The organism is Paenibacillus sp. FSL R5-0766 (assembly GCF_037971845.1).
GTDB lineage: Bacteria > Bacillota > Bacilli > Paenibacillales > Paenibacillaceae > Paenibacillus.
Map to the genome: position 1 here is coordinate 5,678,852 of NZ_CP150227.1, position 14,823 is coordinate 5,693,674.

A 14,823-nucleotide genomic window follows, 5' to 3' on the forward strand; every position below is an offset into this window, starting at 1 on the left:
CTTACTCTCATAAAGAGGATAAAGATCGCCGCAAATACGACTACACCTACGATAAACAAATCAATATCTTGCTCAACATGAACCACATTTTGTGTTCTAAGTTTACTTGTTGTTTTGGTGTAAATCCTTCCCCGAATAGTTCGGTTGCTTGATTAAGATTATTCATTTCGATAGTCAAACTGCACGGACTACTACTTAATTCGCCATCCACTTCGCTAAAGTATATTAAGTATTTGTTACCTTCCTTGAAATCAAATCCCCATGTGAAGTTAGTTCCGATAATTAGTTGAGAGTCAACTTCAGTATTCCAACTCCTCTCAACTTCCACTAAAATATATCTGATCTTCTCTTTTGTCCCCGTAAACCCCTCTTGCTTCAAGTCGACCTTTACTTGCTTTACTTCACCATAAACAGCTCCATCATATATTTCTAACTGTTCTTGGGGACCTCCCGATTCAGCACATGACAAAGCGTTAGCATTTTGTGAATTTGAGATATAGAAAACGGTGGATATAAAAAATATTAACGTGAATATACGAAGCTTCAGTTTTTCCACCTTCTTCTCATAATGTTAATGGGTACATCTTTATTGACCTGTTTAACAGGAAAAATGTTGCATTTCCTGGCTGTTAGATGAATGAACAAAGAAGCAACCAATCGGACACAATTGTTTGCTCCATTTGTCTTTTTAAGTACCGTATTTCTTTTCCCATTCTTCACTCCATTTTTGAAAACTTTTCCCCGTTACTTCTTCCAATGTTTCTCCATCCAATGAATATGGTGCCCCATCCATTGCTGTATTTGGGAAAGATGTTCCCCCTATAACTTTGCCTTCACAAAGTAATATTGAAACTTTGGATTTACTATCGTCAAACGTTCCCAAAGGATGGTTGGTTACTATAAAGCTATATACCGATATTTCCATCCCGAAATACTGTTCGGGTTCTACTTTTTGAACCCCCCAGGTCTGTCTATATGGTATCGTTTCCGTTATCCCGTAGAGTAGTTTGTCTTTGTTTAGAGTGTATTTCTGAACTTGACCATCGTACGAAGAAATTTTATAACCTTTTGCCTTAACATATTCTGTGGCAGTCTTTTGATCACCTGTGATCGTGAGCTCATCTGTACCCAACCTCGTGACCTCGTTATTGCACCCAGCAATGATAAAAAAAACTAGCCCCAATACAATATGGATAGGTTTAAAATACACCAAGTTCCCCCCGCAACGTGCAGTAGTTTATTCATTTTTTGACGATTAGTTTATTAAAATAGTTTCACTATTCTACCGTTACATTAACAAAAAAGCAGCCGACCCTGATGATCAACTGCCGAATGGTGTTCATTTCAGTAACGTTTCACTTTCCTCCAACACGAAACACACCAATTACGGTTTCACCATCTTTGTCATACAGGGGAATATCACGACCGTCTGGTGATCTGCTGTTCTGTATCGCAATAGCTTCTTCAGGTGTTTTTGGTTGCTCGCCATCCATGTCTTTTTTCAGCAGATATCCGTCTGTACCATCCACACCAGTAGCCAAGATTAAATCAGGTTCCGTTTCTGGAGAAGTCGCATATGCGGCAGAACCATATGTCTGTCCATTCTTATTTTTCGGATAAAGAGAAGTGATGTGAAATTGATTCATCGTATTTTTAACGTTTGTATATTGGGATAACCCTGAACCACTCGATACACTAATCATTAAAACCACAAAGATCAATAATATAACTCCTTTAGAATACATCTTCACAACTGTTCACTCCCTTATACTTTTGAAATCGCAGAAATTCCAATGAAGAAAAGATGGTTTTCACCTAATCACATTTCCTTCCCATCTTTAGAATAATATAACATAGATTCAAAGGAGTAGTTGGAAGTTGAACTATAATCATCATCTAACCTGTCTAACGTTATTTGCAGAACTCCCCCTCTTCGATAACATAAAAAAACAGACACCGATCTGTGGAGATCAGCGTCCGTTTGTATTTTCCATATTATCATTTAAAAGTGTTACTTCACTTCGCCAACAACGGTAAAGCGCTCGTTTTTGTGTTGTGGATTCTCGATCTCATCAACCAAAGCAATCGCATAGTCTGCATAGCTGATGTAGCTGTTGCCTTCGCTATTCACGAGAATAACGTCGTTGCCTGCTTGATATTTGCCGGTGCGTACGCCTTCTGGATTAAAGAATCCAGCCGGGCTCAAGAATGTCCATTGAATACCCGAAGATGCTTGCAGATCCTGCAAGTTTTGGCCTTGGTTCGTTGCAGTTGCTTTGTAAGCATCCGGGAATCCTGGGGATTCAAAGACACGCAATGTTTTGGACTCGTCTGTGAACAGGCTTCCTGCTCCACCCACCACGATCAGACGAGTGTTTGGTGCATCCTTCAGGATGTTGATCAACGCTTGTCCTACTTCCACATGCAGGTTTTCTTTACCCGCTGGGGCACCAAATGCATTTACAACCACATCAAACGCTTTAACATCTTCAGCTGTAAGATCAAATACATCTTTCTCCAGCGTATTCAGGCTTTTATCTTCCAATTTGGATGCATTACGAACGATTGCCGTTACTTTATGCCCTCTGTCTGCTGCTTCTTTCAAAATTACACTTCCTGCTTTGCCTGTTGCACCAATGATTGCAATGTTCATCATGATCTCTCCTTTAAATTATCGATATTGTTTATGTTTGAACTTTATATTGTAACTATAGTTGTTACAACTAAGTTTGTCAACCATGCACAATCAGTACACGCAAAAAAGCCCCTGATATCATGCCCGTGCAAAACGGATACAATTCAGAGGCTATCTATTAAAGGGATTGCAAACTGCTTATTTCAAAACAGAATCGGGAAACCGCTGTACAACTCAGTTTCTTAACAATCCTTATCAGGCACACCCGCGTCTTCCTTCGTACGGAAAGAAGATCCACAGCCACAAGTGGCTACCGCGTTCGGATTATGGATGGTGAACCCACCCGTCATACCGGACTCTTCAAAATCAATTTCGAGACCATCCAGATACTTCAGGTTTTCCTTCTCGACTACAACCTTCATGCTCTGAATATCCATATACAGGTCCTCATCGGACTCTTTATCGTCAAAGCCCATGGCGTACGAAAATCCGGTGCAACCGCCCGGTGCTACGCCAAGACGCAGGAACATACCAGGTGTCTCTTGCTGTGCAAGCATCTCTTTCAATCTGTCAGCAGCCGTTTCGCTGATGTTAATCATGCCAGGTCACTCTCCTTTTTCATATAAAATCATGTTCAAAAAGGGCGCTTTTCAGTACCAAGAAGATGGGATGAAGATAGAAATGGAGTAGCGGAGCGTAGGCAAAACTACGTGAGCAACGGACATTTCGGCTGAATCCCATATTCGATGCTGAGATGCCGCTAGGCATCCTTCGTAATCAAAAGCGTACTTTTTGAACAACCTTTCATTAACTCTTCTTTAAATTATACTCCACCCCGTCAAGGGTCTCAAGTCATGTTTGCCTCTTTCCGCGTTCCCCCTGAACTCCTTTTTCTTCCCAGTGTATTGAACCCCCGCGACACGAGGTTTATAATGAATAGGTGGTCGCAATGAAATGTCGATATTTTGTCATGACTTATTCAGGTGACGATCATATATAGAGTTGTAATTTTTTTCACATTTCGAGACTGTCCGCAGTCCCCAATGCATATAGAGTCACAAGACTCACTTTAATGAAAAAATTAGCTTTACGTACGCAGCACACGCTGCACCGGGTAAATAAGAGTTAGTCCATATAAGAAGGCGGCAGTTGACCGCATCTTTGCTATGTAGTTCTGTACACAGATCCTACACACAACTCAAATCCGGTTAAGAACAGGAGGAAACAGTATGTCTACATTGGTAACACCGTTCACAGACAAAAGAATGGCTGAAATCGTTGAGAAAGTGCAGAACGGCGTAAGGCTGAACGTAGAAGACGGCGTATATCTGTATGAAACAGATGATCTGCTAACTTTGGGCCAGCTGGCCAATGAGGCCAACTTGCGGAAAAATGGTAAGAAAGTATATTTCATCGAAAACATGAGTCTTTATTTTACGAACGTATGCGAAGCCCACTGCGCTTTTTGTAATTTCCGTAAAGACCAGGGTGAAGAAGGCTCCTATACATTATCCGGTCAGGAAATGATCGATTATGTAGAACAGCATATTCATCCGGGCGTGCGTGAGTTCCATATTGTAGGCGGACATAATAACCATGTTCCTTTTCAGTATTATGTCGATTCCCTGCGTGCTTTAAACGAGAAATATCCGGATGTTACGCTGAAAGCCTACACGGCAGCCGAGATCGATTTCTTCACTCGCATCAGCGGACTTAGTATCAGAGAAGTTCTGCAAGAGCTGCAAAAAGCAGGTCTGAAAACATTGACTGGTGGCGGCGCTGAGATTCTCTCGGATGAATATCGCAAAAAAATGCGTGTAGACAAAGCCAACGTGGATCGTTATCTTGAGGTGCACCGTACAGCTCATGATCTCGGCATGCGTACACATACTACGATGTTGTATGGATCGATTGAATCCTATGAGGACCGCGTCAACCATATGGTGCAGATCCGTGAATTGCAAGACGAGACCAACGGATTCATGGTCTTTATCCCGCTTTCCATGCAGCCAAAAAGTAAAACCGCGAGCATTATGCGTCGTAACTCGGCGTATGAGGATCTCAAAACAATTGCGATCAGCCGTCTGATGCTGGATAACATCGATCATATCAAAGCATACTTCATTAACATCGGTCCACAGCTAGCTCAAGTTGCCCTTGGATTCGGTGCTTCGGATGCACACGGCACGATCGTGCGCGAACGGATTAGTCATGCAGCAGGTGCACTCACACCTGAAGGCCTTACACGTAAAGAGCTCATATGGCTCATTAAGGGTGCAGGACGTATTCCGGTAGAACGTGATACGTTCTACAATGAAATTCAAGTGTACGAATAGGACATAACTCCATCCACAACCAATATTGCACCAGCACCACTCCAGAACGCAGCTTTCATTATAGGGAGACGTTTGAATTCGAGTGGTGCAAACTGCTGAATAATATCTTTAATTTTCAATGTCTACTTTTCAATTATTCAAAACCAAACAAAAGGAGCAGCTATGTTATTGCATAGCTGCTCCACAGTTTACAGCCCCATTTCAGTGGGACTGATGCAGAAAGGAAGCCGAGTCATGAAAAATTTCGTCATTCTTGGAGGCGGTTATGGCGGCCTCACCATCATCAAGGAACTTCTGGAGGGTAAAATTCCATCCGATACACAAATTATTTTGGTGGACCGCAGCCCCTTTCAGGGATTAAAGACCGAATATTACGCACTCGCAGCAGGAACCGTATCTGATTATGACCTGCGTATCCAATTTCCAGTGAGCGATAAAGTCACTTACCGTTATGGAGAAGTTACTTCGATTGACCTGGAACAGCGTCAGATTGAATTTGAAGGCCAAGACCCGCTCCTGTACGACAAACTTGTCATTGGACTTGGTTGTACAGACCGTTTCCACAATACACCAGGCGCCGAAGACTACAGCTGTACCATTCAGAGCTTTAGCAAAACACGCGAGACCTACCTGCGCCTCAATGAAGTCAAAGCCTATGGCAATGTGCATATCGTAGGCGGCGGATTAAGTGGAGTCGAGATGGCAGCCGAACTTCGTGAGAGCAGACCCGATCTGAACATCAGCATTCTGGATCGTGGTGAACGTGTATTATCCGCTTTCCCGCAACGTCTATCCGTGTATGTGCATGAATGGTTTAACGAACATCAGGTAGAGACACGCGGGCATATCGCCATTTCACGCGTTGAACCGAACGCCATCTATAACCGGGATGAACAGATCCTAACGGATGCTGTCGTGTGGACTGCAGGCATTCAGCCCGTAAAAGTGGTACAGGATCTGGACGTAACCAAAGACCCTCAAGGTCGTGTCGTCCTGAATGAATACTACCAAATCCCGGAATATACGGATGTGTATGTCGTTGGTGACTGTGCCAGTGTCCCTTATGCACCTAGCGGTCAAGCTGCGGAAGTACAGGGTGAGCAGATCGCCCATATTCAGCATGCCCTCTGGAAAGGCGAAAAGCCCAATCCACATCCACTCAAGCTTCGTGGCACACTCGGTGCACTCGGCAAGAAGTCTGGGTTTGGGCTGATGGGCAAAACGTCCATGATGGGACGTGTACCTCGTATTTTGAAAAGTGGTGTGCTCTGGATGTCCAAGCGCCATCTCGGTTAGTCGAGATCGAGCTCGTCCCAGACATCGGCTTCGTTAATTTTGGCCAGAATGGCATTATATAGATCTTCCACTTTGTCCGTGATGACAACTTCACCATTCACCAGTGCAAAAGGAGTCATGGAACATTGGCCGCAGTTGGTGAGGCAGCCGTATTCAATCACGTCATAGTCTGGATTTTCTTCCAGTTGATCCATGACTTCATCTGTGCCAAAATGCATATTATTGGCACAAAATTCAATAATCGGTCTCATTTAGGTTCACCTGCTTTGTTTGACCATTTTAATTTGTGGCCATTTGTAATATAATATAGGAAGGAAAGGAGTTGAACAATATGAGCGAAAACGCACAAAGCACCATGTATGATGAGGTATCTGATGTGCTTGATAAACTTCGTCCGTTCCTGCAGCGCGATGGCGGTGACGTGGAACTGGTCGACGTGGAGGACGGCATCATTAAGCTGAAACTGGTCGGTGCCTGCGGCAGTTGCCCAAGCTCCACCATTACCTTAAAAGCCGGGATTGAACGTGCCCTTCTCGAAGAAGTAGAGGGTGTACAAGAAGTCGTACAAGTATTCTAATCAATCCTTCACGAAATAAACCTCAAGAGCCTTTCGCTTCGCATGAAGCGGAGGGCTCTTTTTTTGTGTGCATATGCAGAGAGTCCATTTCATCTGTCCCTTTGACGGGTTTCCACGTACAATCCATCCATTCACCTTTTAAGTATCCTCGCGCTGTATGGTCGGACGAATCGGATCAAGTCCTCCAGATACATCCATAATGTTGCCTGTTATAAAATCGGAATGATCAAGGCACAGATACGTAATCACTCGTGCAATATCTTCACCGCTGCCTGGACGCCCTCTTGGTGTTTCCTCGTCGGTGATGCCTGCCATTTCATCAATCGTTTTCTCTTTGTTCGCACCACGAATGTCACCTGGACATACCATGTTAACCGTAATTCCATACGGGGCTTCTTCAACCGCGAGTGTCTTTGTAAAAGATACCAGACCCACCTTGGCAGCCGCATATACGGCGCGATGAGGCCAAGATCTTGCTTCTCCAGCATGACTGAAGCCAAAATGGATAATGCGTCCCCATTGCTTGCGTCTCATCTCTGGCAATACACGCTGATCCAGTAACATCGGTCCCAACAGATTTCCCTGCACAAGCATCTGGACCTCAGCTTCAGAATAATCCGCAAATAATCGTCGTTCACGGACAAATGGACCCGCGTTATTCACCAAAATATCAATGCTACCCAGGTTGCCTTCCACCTGCTCAACCAATGAAGAGATATCTTCCACCTTGGATATATCAGCCTGGATGGCAATGCACCGCACACCCTTGGCTATAATCTGAGCCTTTAAAGCCTCAGCTTCTGTTCTGCTGTGTACATAGTTAAGGGCAATATGACACCCTTGATCTGCCAGACTGAGGGCCGTCATTTTACCAAGACCTTTGGCACTTCCCGTTATGAGGGCAATCTTTCCCTTCACGTTCATCCCCCTCTTCAAAGAGCAGTCACTATCCAGTATAAAAGATTTATCGTCCTCCTACAACTCACTTATCCACAAGGGATTATCCACCTTTAATTCCAAATATATCTTGATTGAAATCAAACACCTATGGTACTGTCGAGGATATAACCTGAAAGGACCTCTACATGAATATGAATAACAAAAGATGGATATCATTTCTTACACTTTTAATGTTGAGTTTATTCACAGTCTCTAGTGCCTTACAGGTATCAGCCGCAAATGAGACTGAACAAGCACCTGATGAGTATGATTGGATTACTGGACCAGCATCTGTCTCTCTGGACGGTAAGGCCACCCTGGAAGTCCCTGAGAGCCATTCCTATCTGGATAAGGCCAATACCCAACGCTCGATACTTAACAGTGATGGAAAGCCTAATGGGAATGAAATCGGAAGCCTAACCAGCAATAGTGAATTTGGCTCGTGGTATGTTGTGTTTGAGTACGTGAAAACAGGTCATATCCATGATGACGATCAGAATTTGAGTGCCGAAGAACTATTAAGCAGTTATATCAGAGGCACAGAAGAAGATAACAGAGAACTTGATCCTGAATATAGAACGTACATAACGGGGTGGGAAATCGAACCTGCATATGACAGTACCAAACATCAGTTGGTTTACTCCCTTGGTTTCAAGAACGCTGATCAGCAAGCCATGGTCAATTACAATGTAAAACTCCTGACGCGTGAAGGGTACATTACAGCCATTCTGGTTACAGATACGGCCAACTTTCAACAGAGCCGCCAGGCATTCGAGGAAACTGTCCTTAATCAAATTAGTATCAATGCAGGATATACCTACGAGGAGTACAATGCTTCGACTGACAAAACATCCACCATAGGGCTCAACAGTCTTCTGATGGGCGGGATCGGGTACACGACTTCCCAGAAATTCAGTGCTCTTCTTTTGCTCAAAAAGGGATGGGCTTTGATCCTCGTTGTCGTCCTTGGGTTAATCGGTTGGATCAGATACAAGATCAAAAGCTCACACGGAGAAGAAGAGAAACTCTCTCCCTCCGAGAGGACGTACCTGCAAGAAGCTGATGAACAGCAGTATGCTGATCAGAATGAATTATCCTACTACCGCCAATCTGGGCGTCCATCCAACGCGGATAAATCGGAAAAACTCTGACTTATGTTGATCCCCACGTCAGCACGCACCCACTTAGAAAACATAAAATAAGCCGTATATCTCTTCTGGAGAGATATACGGCTTATTGTTAATAGCTTCACATCATATCATACATATTGTGAATTATTCAGTTGCAGGTTCAACTGCACCTTTATAACGTTCTTTGATGAATGTTTTCACTTCTTCGGAGTGCAGAGCAGCAGCCAGTTTTTGGATTGCATCTGCATCCTTGTTGTCCTCACGGGAAACGAGGATGTTTGCGTATGGGTTACCTTGCAGATCTTCGATCAGCAAAGCATCATTCGCCGGATTCAGGTTCGCTTCAAGCGCATAGTTAGCGTTGATGAATACCAGATCCGCTTCATCCAATTGACGAGGCATCATGGCTGCATCCAGTTCAATAATATCCAGGTTCTTCGGATTGGCTGTGATATCTTGAATCGTAGATGAGATATTTGTGTTGTCTTTCAGCGTAATAATACCTTCCTTCGCCAGCAACAACAGTGCACGTCCACCATTGGATGGGTCATTTGGAATTGCTACTTTTGCGCCGTCAGCCAATTCATCCAAAGACTTAATCTTCTTGGAGTATCCACCAAAAGGTTCAACATGAACAGGTGTTACAGAAACGAGGTTGAATCCACGTTCTTTATTCTCTGTGTCCAGGTAAGGCTGATGCTGGAAGAAGTTTGCATCCAATTTTTTGTCAGCAAGTTGCTGGTTAGGTTGTACATAGTCGTTGAATGTAACGACTTGCAGACGAATACCTTGTGCTTCCAGTTCAGGCTTGATGCTTTCCAGAATCTCTGCATGTGGTGTAGGGGAAGCTCCAACTTTCAATTCAACCGTGCGTGGTGCACCTGCTGGATTGTCTGCGCCGCTATCGGCGTCCTTGTTGTTTCCGCAAGCTGCGAGAACCGCAATCAACATAAGACTAAGTAGAGCAAAAGACCATTTTTTCATGTGTAAAACCCCTTCTCTAATCATTTTTGTCATGTGGCGTCCGCATTATTGCATAACCATCATGTTATCTATGTGTTATTTCCTGGTGAAAAATGTAACCAAGCGATCTCCAGCCATCTGGAGAATTTGCACTAGAATGATCATCGACACTACGGATATGATCATGATTTCATTTTGATAACGATAATACCCATAGTTGATTGCCAACGTTCCTAGACCTCCACCACCAACCATACCCGCCATCGCGGTGTAAGAGACAAGCGTAACGATGGTAATGGTTATCCCAGCAACCAAACCAGGTAAAGCTTCAGGCAGTAATACCCGTCTTACAATCTGTCCGGTCGATGCACCCATCGACTGTGCCGCTTCAATGACACCCCGATCAACTTCTCGCAATGTCGTCTCCACCAATCGAGCAAAGTAAGGAGCTGCTGAAATAACTAAAGGTGGTATAACACCTAACACTCCTGTAGCTGTACCGACGAGTGAACGAGTGAATGGAATAAGAGCAACAATCAATATGATAAATGGGACTGAGCGCAAAATATTCACAATCAAGGACAATATAATGTACACCGTCCGTGATTTGATCGAAGCAGATCGAGCTGTCATGAACAGCAGTACTCCGAGCGGTAAACCAAAAATTACGGTGAACAAGCCTGATACACCCAAAATTTGCAGTGTCTCTATGGAAGCTTTACCAACCTCTTCCCAACGTACGGTTGAAAAATCCATCTAACGAAGCACCTCCACATCAAGTCCCTCAGCGGTTAGTTCTGATATCGTCCGATCAATCGCATATGAATCACCCTCTAACCGAACGGTCAGCTGTCCATAAGGAACCTGTTTGATCGTAGAGATTGTACCTTGCAGGATGGCAAAATCCACTCCCGTTTTACGTACCGTTCTGGACAAAATCGCTTCATATGTTTTGTTACCCAGAAAAGATATCTTCACAAGTTTGGAAGCAACACCTGCCTGCAATTCAACGCCATTCGCCAGAGCGGTCTCTTCCAGAGCAAGTCCAGCTTCATGGTCACGCATCATAAAGTCCCGCGTAATCGCATGTTGCGGCTTCAGGAACACTTCTGTTACAGGTCCCTGTTCCACAATGCCGCCTTGATGAATGACAGCCACCTTGTCACAGATGTTCTGAATGACATGCATCTCATGTGTAATCAGCACAATCGTAAGGTTGTACTTTTCGTTAATGTCGAGCAATAACTTCAGGATTGAATTGGTCGTCTGCGGATCAAGTGCCGAAGTAGCCTCATCACAGAGAAGTACATTCGGATCACTTGCAAGTGCTCTCGCAATCCCTACACGTTGTTTCTGGCCACCCGATAATTGAGCCGGATATTTGCTGCTATGGTGCTCCAGACCAACCAGTGCCAGCATTTCCTTCACTTTGCGATCAATGGCTTCCTTGGGTGTATTCACAAGTTTTAGTGGAAAAGCTACATTGTCATATACCGTTGCCGAGGATAACAGATTAAAGTGTTGAAAAATCATCCCGATTTTGCGTCTCTGTTGCTGCAATTCGGTTTTGCTCAGTTCAGTCAGGTTGATTCCGTCAACCCATACTTCACCCTCCGTAGGCCGTTCCAGCAAATTAATACAGCGAATCAATGTGCTTTTGCCCGCTCCGGAATGGCCAATCACTCCGTAGATTTCACCCTTTTGGATGCTCAAATTCAGCTCGGACAACGCTGTTGTAGATTTTGCCCCTTTGCCGTACGTTTTCGTTAAACCTTTTAATTCAATCAATCGCACTTGCCCCTTTCCAACCACCTACATGTATCTTTACCCGATCTAAAGGAAAACTCCCCTTAAAGTACAAAAAAAGAGCCCTTTGCAGATACAAAGAGGGCTCTTTACGTGAAAGAATATACCTTCTCATCTGCCAAAATCGTGTCTCGCACCATTTTGTAGGAATTAGCACCTAACATCTATAACGAATGATACATGTATCATGTCGTTACAAATCGGTTGCCGGGCTTCATCGGGCCTGTCCCTCCGCCGCTCTCGATAAGAAATATGTTGTTGTAGGATTTTATAAGTTCATGTAGTTTATGCTTTATAATGTGAACGTAACTTTTGAAATATCAGTTCAATCTTTGTCACTGTAACATTCTGATTGAAACTCAGTATATTCCAAGTATTCCGATTTGTCAAAGGGAATTATTTCTTTTCCATATTTTGTTGATATAACGATAAGAGGCTGTTAACGTTTCACAGACCATATCCACGCCCTGACGCATTTCCTGCACATGCTGATTCAGATCCTCCAATTTCACTTTACCTTGCAAGGTCTGGTGTAACTGCCACAGGTCATCGTGCATTTCTGAGTTCATGTAGTGAATTTCCATATTACGTCGCTTGCGCAGCTTGCTCATCGGTTCACGATAAGAGTCCTTGATCTGTATTAATTGCAACGCAAGATCATGATGCTCCCTCGCATAATCGAACTGCCTTAACACCGTAAAATAAGAAAAATGCGCTTTGGTATTGGAAGTATTCAGCTGGAATATTTCATTTAATACCGTGCCCACTTTATCCAGAATGGCAAAGCAGCGGATAAAGCCATCTTTGTAGAAATAAACATATCGGGCATACTCGGCTTTTTCAGTCGGCGTCATATCATCCGTTGAACCTGCAACGACCTTTTTACGAAAATGAGCAGCAGCGAAACTGCTTTGCTCCAGTTCATCCAGTGAGGAGATGAGTCCCTGAGTCCACACATACAGTTTCCGATAGTCATGCGTGGGATCATGGTCCACATGCATTTGTCGTTGAAATAGCTCAAGCGTATGCGCCATTGCGTCCATCGCTGCCTTCAATTTACCTTCGTTTATACGTGGCTTTTCCCCCAACAACGTTCGCAGCATATCTAACCTCCTCTTTTCCAAATCAACAAGAATTCATCACCGTAAACGTAACACATCATCCATTCCGTGTAATTGCTGCTTGCCATAGGTTGCCCTGATCCCCCTGACATCAAACAAAGTCCACCTGTCCAATGATGTACATCACTGGATGGTGGACTTTCATATTTAAAAACGATTAGCCGGGCGATGCAGCTTGTACACCAGGAAACTCATATACGTTAAGACTCCGAACAATATGGCGATATCCAGCATATGAGCAAGAGCTACGAACATGTATACTTCCGGACGGTTCATTGTCACCATCATGAAAATACCAATGACTACTTGCATCAGAATGAGAACAACGGATACCACACCCAGAGTACGCATTTCCTTGTTGTCCGGATGATTACGGTAAGCGAAGTGACCCAGGATTGCGATAACAATCACGAGCGACGCAGCTGCTGCACGGTGAGCAAAAGCAACCGCTACCCCACCCGAAAGCTCAGGAATAATCTGCCCGTTACAGAGCGGAAATCCGGAACATCCACCGGCAGAATCCGTGTGGCTCACAAATGCACCCGTGTATACCACGAGATATGTGTAAATGGTGGAGAACCAGACCAGATTCCTGAATTTTTTAGTGACCCGAGGGTATTTATTCAGGCGCTCCAATCCGCCATCTTTGGCCTCCTGCCTTATGCCCAGCGCCATCATTAGGGAACTGGCAAAAGCAATCAGTGCAAAGCCGAAATGCAGTGCCATGACTGCTGAAGATTGGGAGAAGACTACGGCAAAAGCCCCCATGATTCCCTGGACGATAACAAATACCAGAGTTAAGAAAGAAAACAATTGCAGGTCACGGCGTGATTTGCCAAACCGCAGAAAAGCCACAAACGAGGCAATGGACAACAGTCCAGCCAGTGCACTTACAGCGCGATGGGAATATTCAATGAGTGAAGCCACAGTATGTGCGGGAACGAGTTTTCCGTTACATAAAGGCCATTCTGTTCCGCAGCCAAGGCCTGATTCCGTTTTGGTTACGATGCCTCCACCAAAAGTGGCCAGAAACATGACAAGACAGGTTAATACGGTTAACCATTTAAACAAAGTTAAGTGTTTCAATTTTTTCTCACCCGCTGTTGGTTTAAGATGGCGAAGAATATTCTCCGCTTGTTTCGGTACTTTGACACTTATTTCACAACTAAATTCATTATACCGGATAAAATGTTCATTGACGTCGCGCTTTGTGACAAAATGTTAACGTCTGGTGAAATAATGACCAGCAGGTCATTGGGGTTATGTAATTGAAGGATATGCCAGTTGAATTGTGTCTTAAACAGAATTCTGAACACACAAACGCCATTTCCCTATTTCAAGAGAAATGGCGTTTCATCTAGTATACCCTTTTACAACATGAACCTGTCATACTTTTATATAAGTTCAATGAAACATTTACACAATAACGGAGAGGACAGAAATAGCCTGAAGAAGCGAAGCGTTCGCCTTTATCCCCGGATTTCCCCTTTATAAAAGGGATCAAAGAAATCTGGGGATAACAGCGATCAAAAGGTTATTCTGTCATCGGAGTGTCTGTGTAAATATTCATTTATCGAACTTATATAACATTATTTATGGATCGTGTTGTACACTTCAACTGCGCGATCCAGGAACTGCTCAATCTCTTCTCTCGACTTGCGCAGCTTGTTCACATACCGTACGAGTTCACGGCCATCTGTATACGCCACAAAGCTTGGGATGCCAAGAATATTCTGTTCTTCACTAACCGTCCCAACCTGATCCACGTCGACCTCAATCAAGGTCAGTTCACGTGCATATTTCTCTTCAACCTCAGGCATAAACGGATCGATGTATTTGCAATCACCACACCAGTCTGCCTTGAATACGGCAATCGTCAAACGTGGGGATTGGATGGCTACATCAAAAGCAGGTTTGGAAGTAATCTGTTCCATTCAGTTCATCTCCCTTTCTGTACCTTGTCTTACCCTAAGTGAAGCAAATTGGCGAGTGGAAGTCAAATAATCAGCGCATACTTAGA

General features: G+C 44.0%; 17 protein-coding genes and 1 riboswitch. Of the genes, 4 read left to right on the forward strand and 13 right to left on the reverse strand.

The genetic code is table 11. The features are described 5' to 3' along the window. Positions 1-46: 46 nt before the first annotated feature. The 5 genes from MKY66_RS24595 to MKY66_RS24615 form a co-directional block, all read right to left on the reverse strand. The gene (locus tag MKY66_RS24595) at positions 47-556 is read right to left on the reverse strand and encodes a hypothetical protein (protein WP_076211055.1); all 510 of its coding nucleotides are present in this window, start codon (positions 554-556) and stop codon (positions 47-49) included. Positions 557-688: 132 nt separating this feature from the next. Further along, positions 689-1,132 (reverse strand): hypothetical protein, encoded by a 444-nt coding sequence (locus MKY66_RS24600; protein ID WP_256704227.1) that lies wholly within the window; start codon positions 1,130-1,132, stop codon positions 689-691. A 223-nt stretch (positions 1,133-1,355) separates the two neighbouring features. Next, positions 1,356-1,721, reverse strand: coding sequence for a hypothetical protein (locus MKY66_RS24605; RefSeq protein ID WP_083657050.1), 366 nt, complete (start codon positions 1,719-1,721; stop codon positions 1,356-1,358). A 290-nt stretch (positions 1,722-2,011) separates the two neighbouring features. Further along, on the reverse strand, positions 2,012-2,653 hold the full coding sequence (locus tag MKY66_RS24610; RefSeq protein ID WP_047841293.1) for an NAD(P)-dependent oxidoreductase: 642 nt from the start codon (positions 2,651-2,653) through the stop codon (positions 2,012-2,014). Positions 2,654-2,877: 224 nt separating this feature from the next. Further along, positions 2,878-3,234, reverse strand: coding sequence for an iron-sulfur cluster assembly accessory protein (locus MKY66_RS24615; RefSeq protein WP_036605753.1), 357 nt, complete (start codon positions 3,232-3,234; stop codon positions 2,878-2,880). A gap of 630 nt (positions 3,235-3,864) precedes the next feature. On the opposite strand from MKY66_RS24615, the gene mqnE reads away from it, so the two are divergent. Next, on the forward strand, positions 3,865-4,971 hold the full coding sequence (mqnE, locus tag MKY66_RS24620; protein ID WP_076211051.1) for an aminofutalosine synthase MqnE: 1,107 nt from the start codon (positions 3,865-3,867) through the stop codon (positions 4,969-4,971). Positions 4,972-5,205: 234 nt separating this feature from the next. Next, a complete protein-coding gene (locus tag MKY66_RS24625; RefSeq protein ID WP_076211049.1) occupies positions 5,206-6,267 on the forward strand; it encodes an NAD(P)/FAD-dependent oxidoreductase in 1,062 nt (353 codons plus the stop codon). Here MKY66_RS24625 and MKY66_RS24630 read toward each other — a convergent pair. Continuing rightward, entirely contained in the window at positions 6,264-6,518 is a 255-nt protein-coding gene (locus MKY66_RS24630) for a YuzB family protein (protein WP_076211047.1), read from the reverse strand. The genes MKY66_RS24625 and MKY66_RS24630 overlap by 4 nt on opposite strands. Positions 6,519-6,598: 80 nt before the next feature. Here MKY66_RS24630 and MKY66_RS24635 point away from each other — a divergent pair, with 80 nt between their 5' ends. Then, on the forward strand, positions 6,599-6,844 hold the full coding sequence (locus MKY66_RS24635; protein WP_053783253.1) for a NifU family protein: 246 nt from the start codon (positions 6,599-6,601) through the stop codon (positions 6,842-6,844). Positions 6,845-6,982: 138 nt separating this feature from the next. Here the strand turns inward: MKY66_RS24635 and MKY66_RS24640 are convergent, their stop codons facing one another. After that, positions 6,983-7,762: an SDR family oxidoreductase gene (locus MKY66_RS24640; RefSeq protein ID WP_017692411.1), complete on the reverse strand. Its 780-nt coding sequence runs from the start codon at positions 7,760-7,762 to the stop codon at positions 6,983-6,985. Between the two features lie 212 nt (positions 7,763-7,974). On the opposite strand from MKY66_RS24640, the gene MKY66_RS24645 reads away from it, so the two are divergent. After that, entirely contained in the window at positions 7,975-8,934 is a 960-nt protein-coding gene (locus MKY66_RS24645; RefSeq protein ID WP_339806247.1) for a DUF2167 domain-containing protein, read from the forward strand. 123 nt (positions 8,935-9,057) lie between these two features. Here MKY66_RS24645 and MKY66_RS24650 read toward each other — a convergent pair whose 3' ends face one another. The 6 genes from MKY66_RS24650 to MKY66_RS24675 form a co-directional block, all read right to left on the reverse strand. After that, positions 9,058-9,897: a MetQ/NlpA family ABC transporter substrate-binding protein gene (locus MKY66_RS24650; protein WP_076211044.1), complete on the reverse strand. Its 840-nt coding sequence runs from the start codon at positions 9,895-9,897 to the stop codon at positions 9,058-9,060. A 75-nt stretch (positions 9,898-9,972) separates the two neighbouring features. Beyond that, positions 9,973-10,632 (reverse strand): methionine ABC transporter permease, encoded by a 660-nt coding sequence (locus tag MKY66_RS24655; RefSeq protein WP_047841298.1) that lies wholly within the window; start codon positions 10,630-10,632, stop codon positions 9,973-9,975. Next, entirely contained in the window at positions 10,633-11,664 is a 1,032-nt protein-coding gene (locus MKY66_RS24660) for a methionine ABC transporter ATP-binding protein (RefSeq protein ID WP_076211042.1), read from the reverse strand. A 126-nt stretch (positions 11,665-11,790) separates the two neighbouring features. Continuing rightward, a riboswitch (SAM riboswitch) is annotated at positions 11,791-11,932 on the reverse strand. Between the two features lie 136 nt (positions 11,933-12,068). Further along, on the reverse strand, positions 12,069-12,785 hold the full coding sequence (locus tag MKY66_RS24665; RefSeq protein ID WP_076211040.1) for a Cthe_2314 family HEPN domain-containing protein: 717 nt from the start codon (positions 12,783-12,785) through the stop codon (positions 12,069-12,071). 165 nt (positions 12,786-12,950) lie between these two features. Beyond that, entirely contained in the window at positions 12,951-13,874 is a 924-nt protein-coding gene (locus MKY66_RS24670; protein ID WP_339806253.1) for a heme A synthase, read from the reverse strand. A gap of 518 nt (positions 13,875-14,392) precedes the next feature. Then, entirely contained in the window at positions 14,393-14,737 is a 345-nt protein-coding gene (locus MKY66_RS24675) for a thioredoxin family protein (protein ID WP_017692403.1), read from the reverse strand. Positions 14,738-14,823 lie beyond the last annotated feature (86 nt).

Excerpts from the sequence above, each read along its gene's own strand:
- MKY66_RS24610 (WP_047841293.1), bottom strand. The coding sequence starts at position 2,653 with ATGAACATTGCAATCATTGGTGCAACAGGCAAAGCAGGAAGTGTAATT.
- MKY66_RS24615 (WP_036605753.1), bottom strand. The coding sequence starts at position 3,234 with ATGATTAACATCAGCGAAACGGCTGCTGACAGATTGAAAGAGATGCTT.
- mqnE (WP_076211051.1), top strand. The coding sequence starts at position 3,865 with ATGTCTACATTGGTAACACCGTTCACAGACAAAAGAATGGCTGAAATC.
- MKY66_RS24625 (WP_076211049.1), top strand. The coding sequence starts at position 5,206 with ATGAAAAATTTCGTCATTCTTGGAGGCGGTTATGGCGGCCTCACCATC.
- MKY66_RS24630 (WP_076211047.1), bottom strand. The coding sequence starts at position 6,518 with ATGAGACCGATTATTGAATTTTGTGCCAATAATATGCATTTTGGCACA.
- MKY66_RS24635 (WP_053783253.1), top strand. The coding sequence starts at position 6,599 with ATGAGCGAAAACGCACAAAGCACCATGTATGATGAGGTATCTGATGTG.
- MKY66_RS24645 (WP_339806247.1), top strand. The coding sequence starts at position 7,975 with ATGTTGAGTTTATTCACAGTCTCTAGTGCCTTACAGGTATCAGCCGCA.
- MKY66_RS24650 (WP_076211044.1), bottom strand. The coding sequence starts at position 9,897 with ATGAAAAAATGGTCTTTTGCTCTACTTAGTCTTATGTTGATTGCGGTT.
- MKY66_RS24655 (WP_047841298.1), bottom strand. The coding sequence starts at position 10,632 with ATGGATTTTTCAACCGTACGTTGGGAAGAGGTTGGTAAAGCTTCCATA.
- MKY66_RS24665 (WP_076211040.1), bottom strand. The coding sequence starts at position 12,785 with ATGCTGCGAACGTTGTTGGGGGAAAAGCCACGTATAAACGAAGGTAAA.
- MKY66_RS24675 (WP_017692403.1), bottom strand. The coding sequence starts at position 14,737 with ATGGAACAGATTACTTCCAAACCTGCTTTTGATGTAGCCATCCAATCC.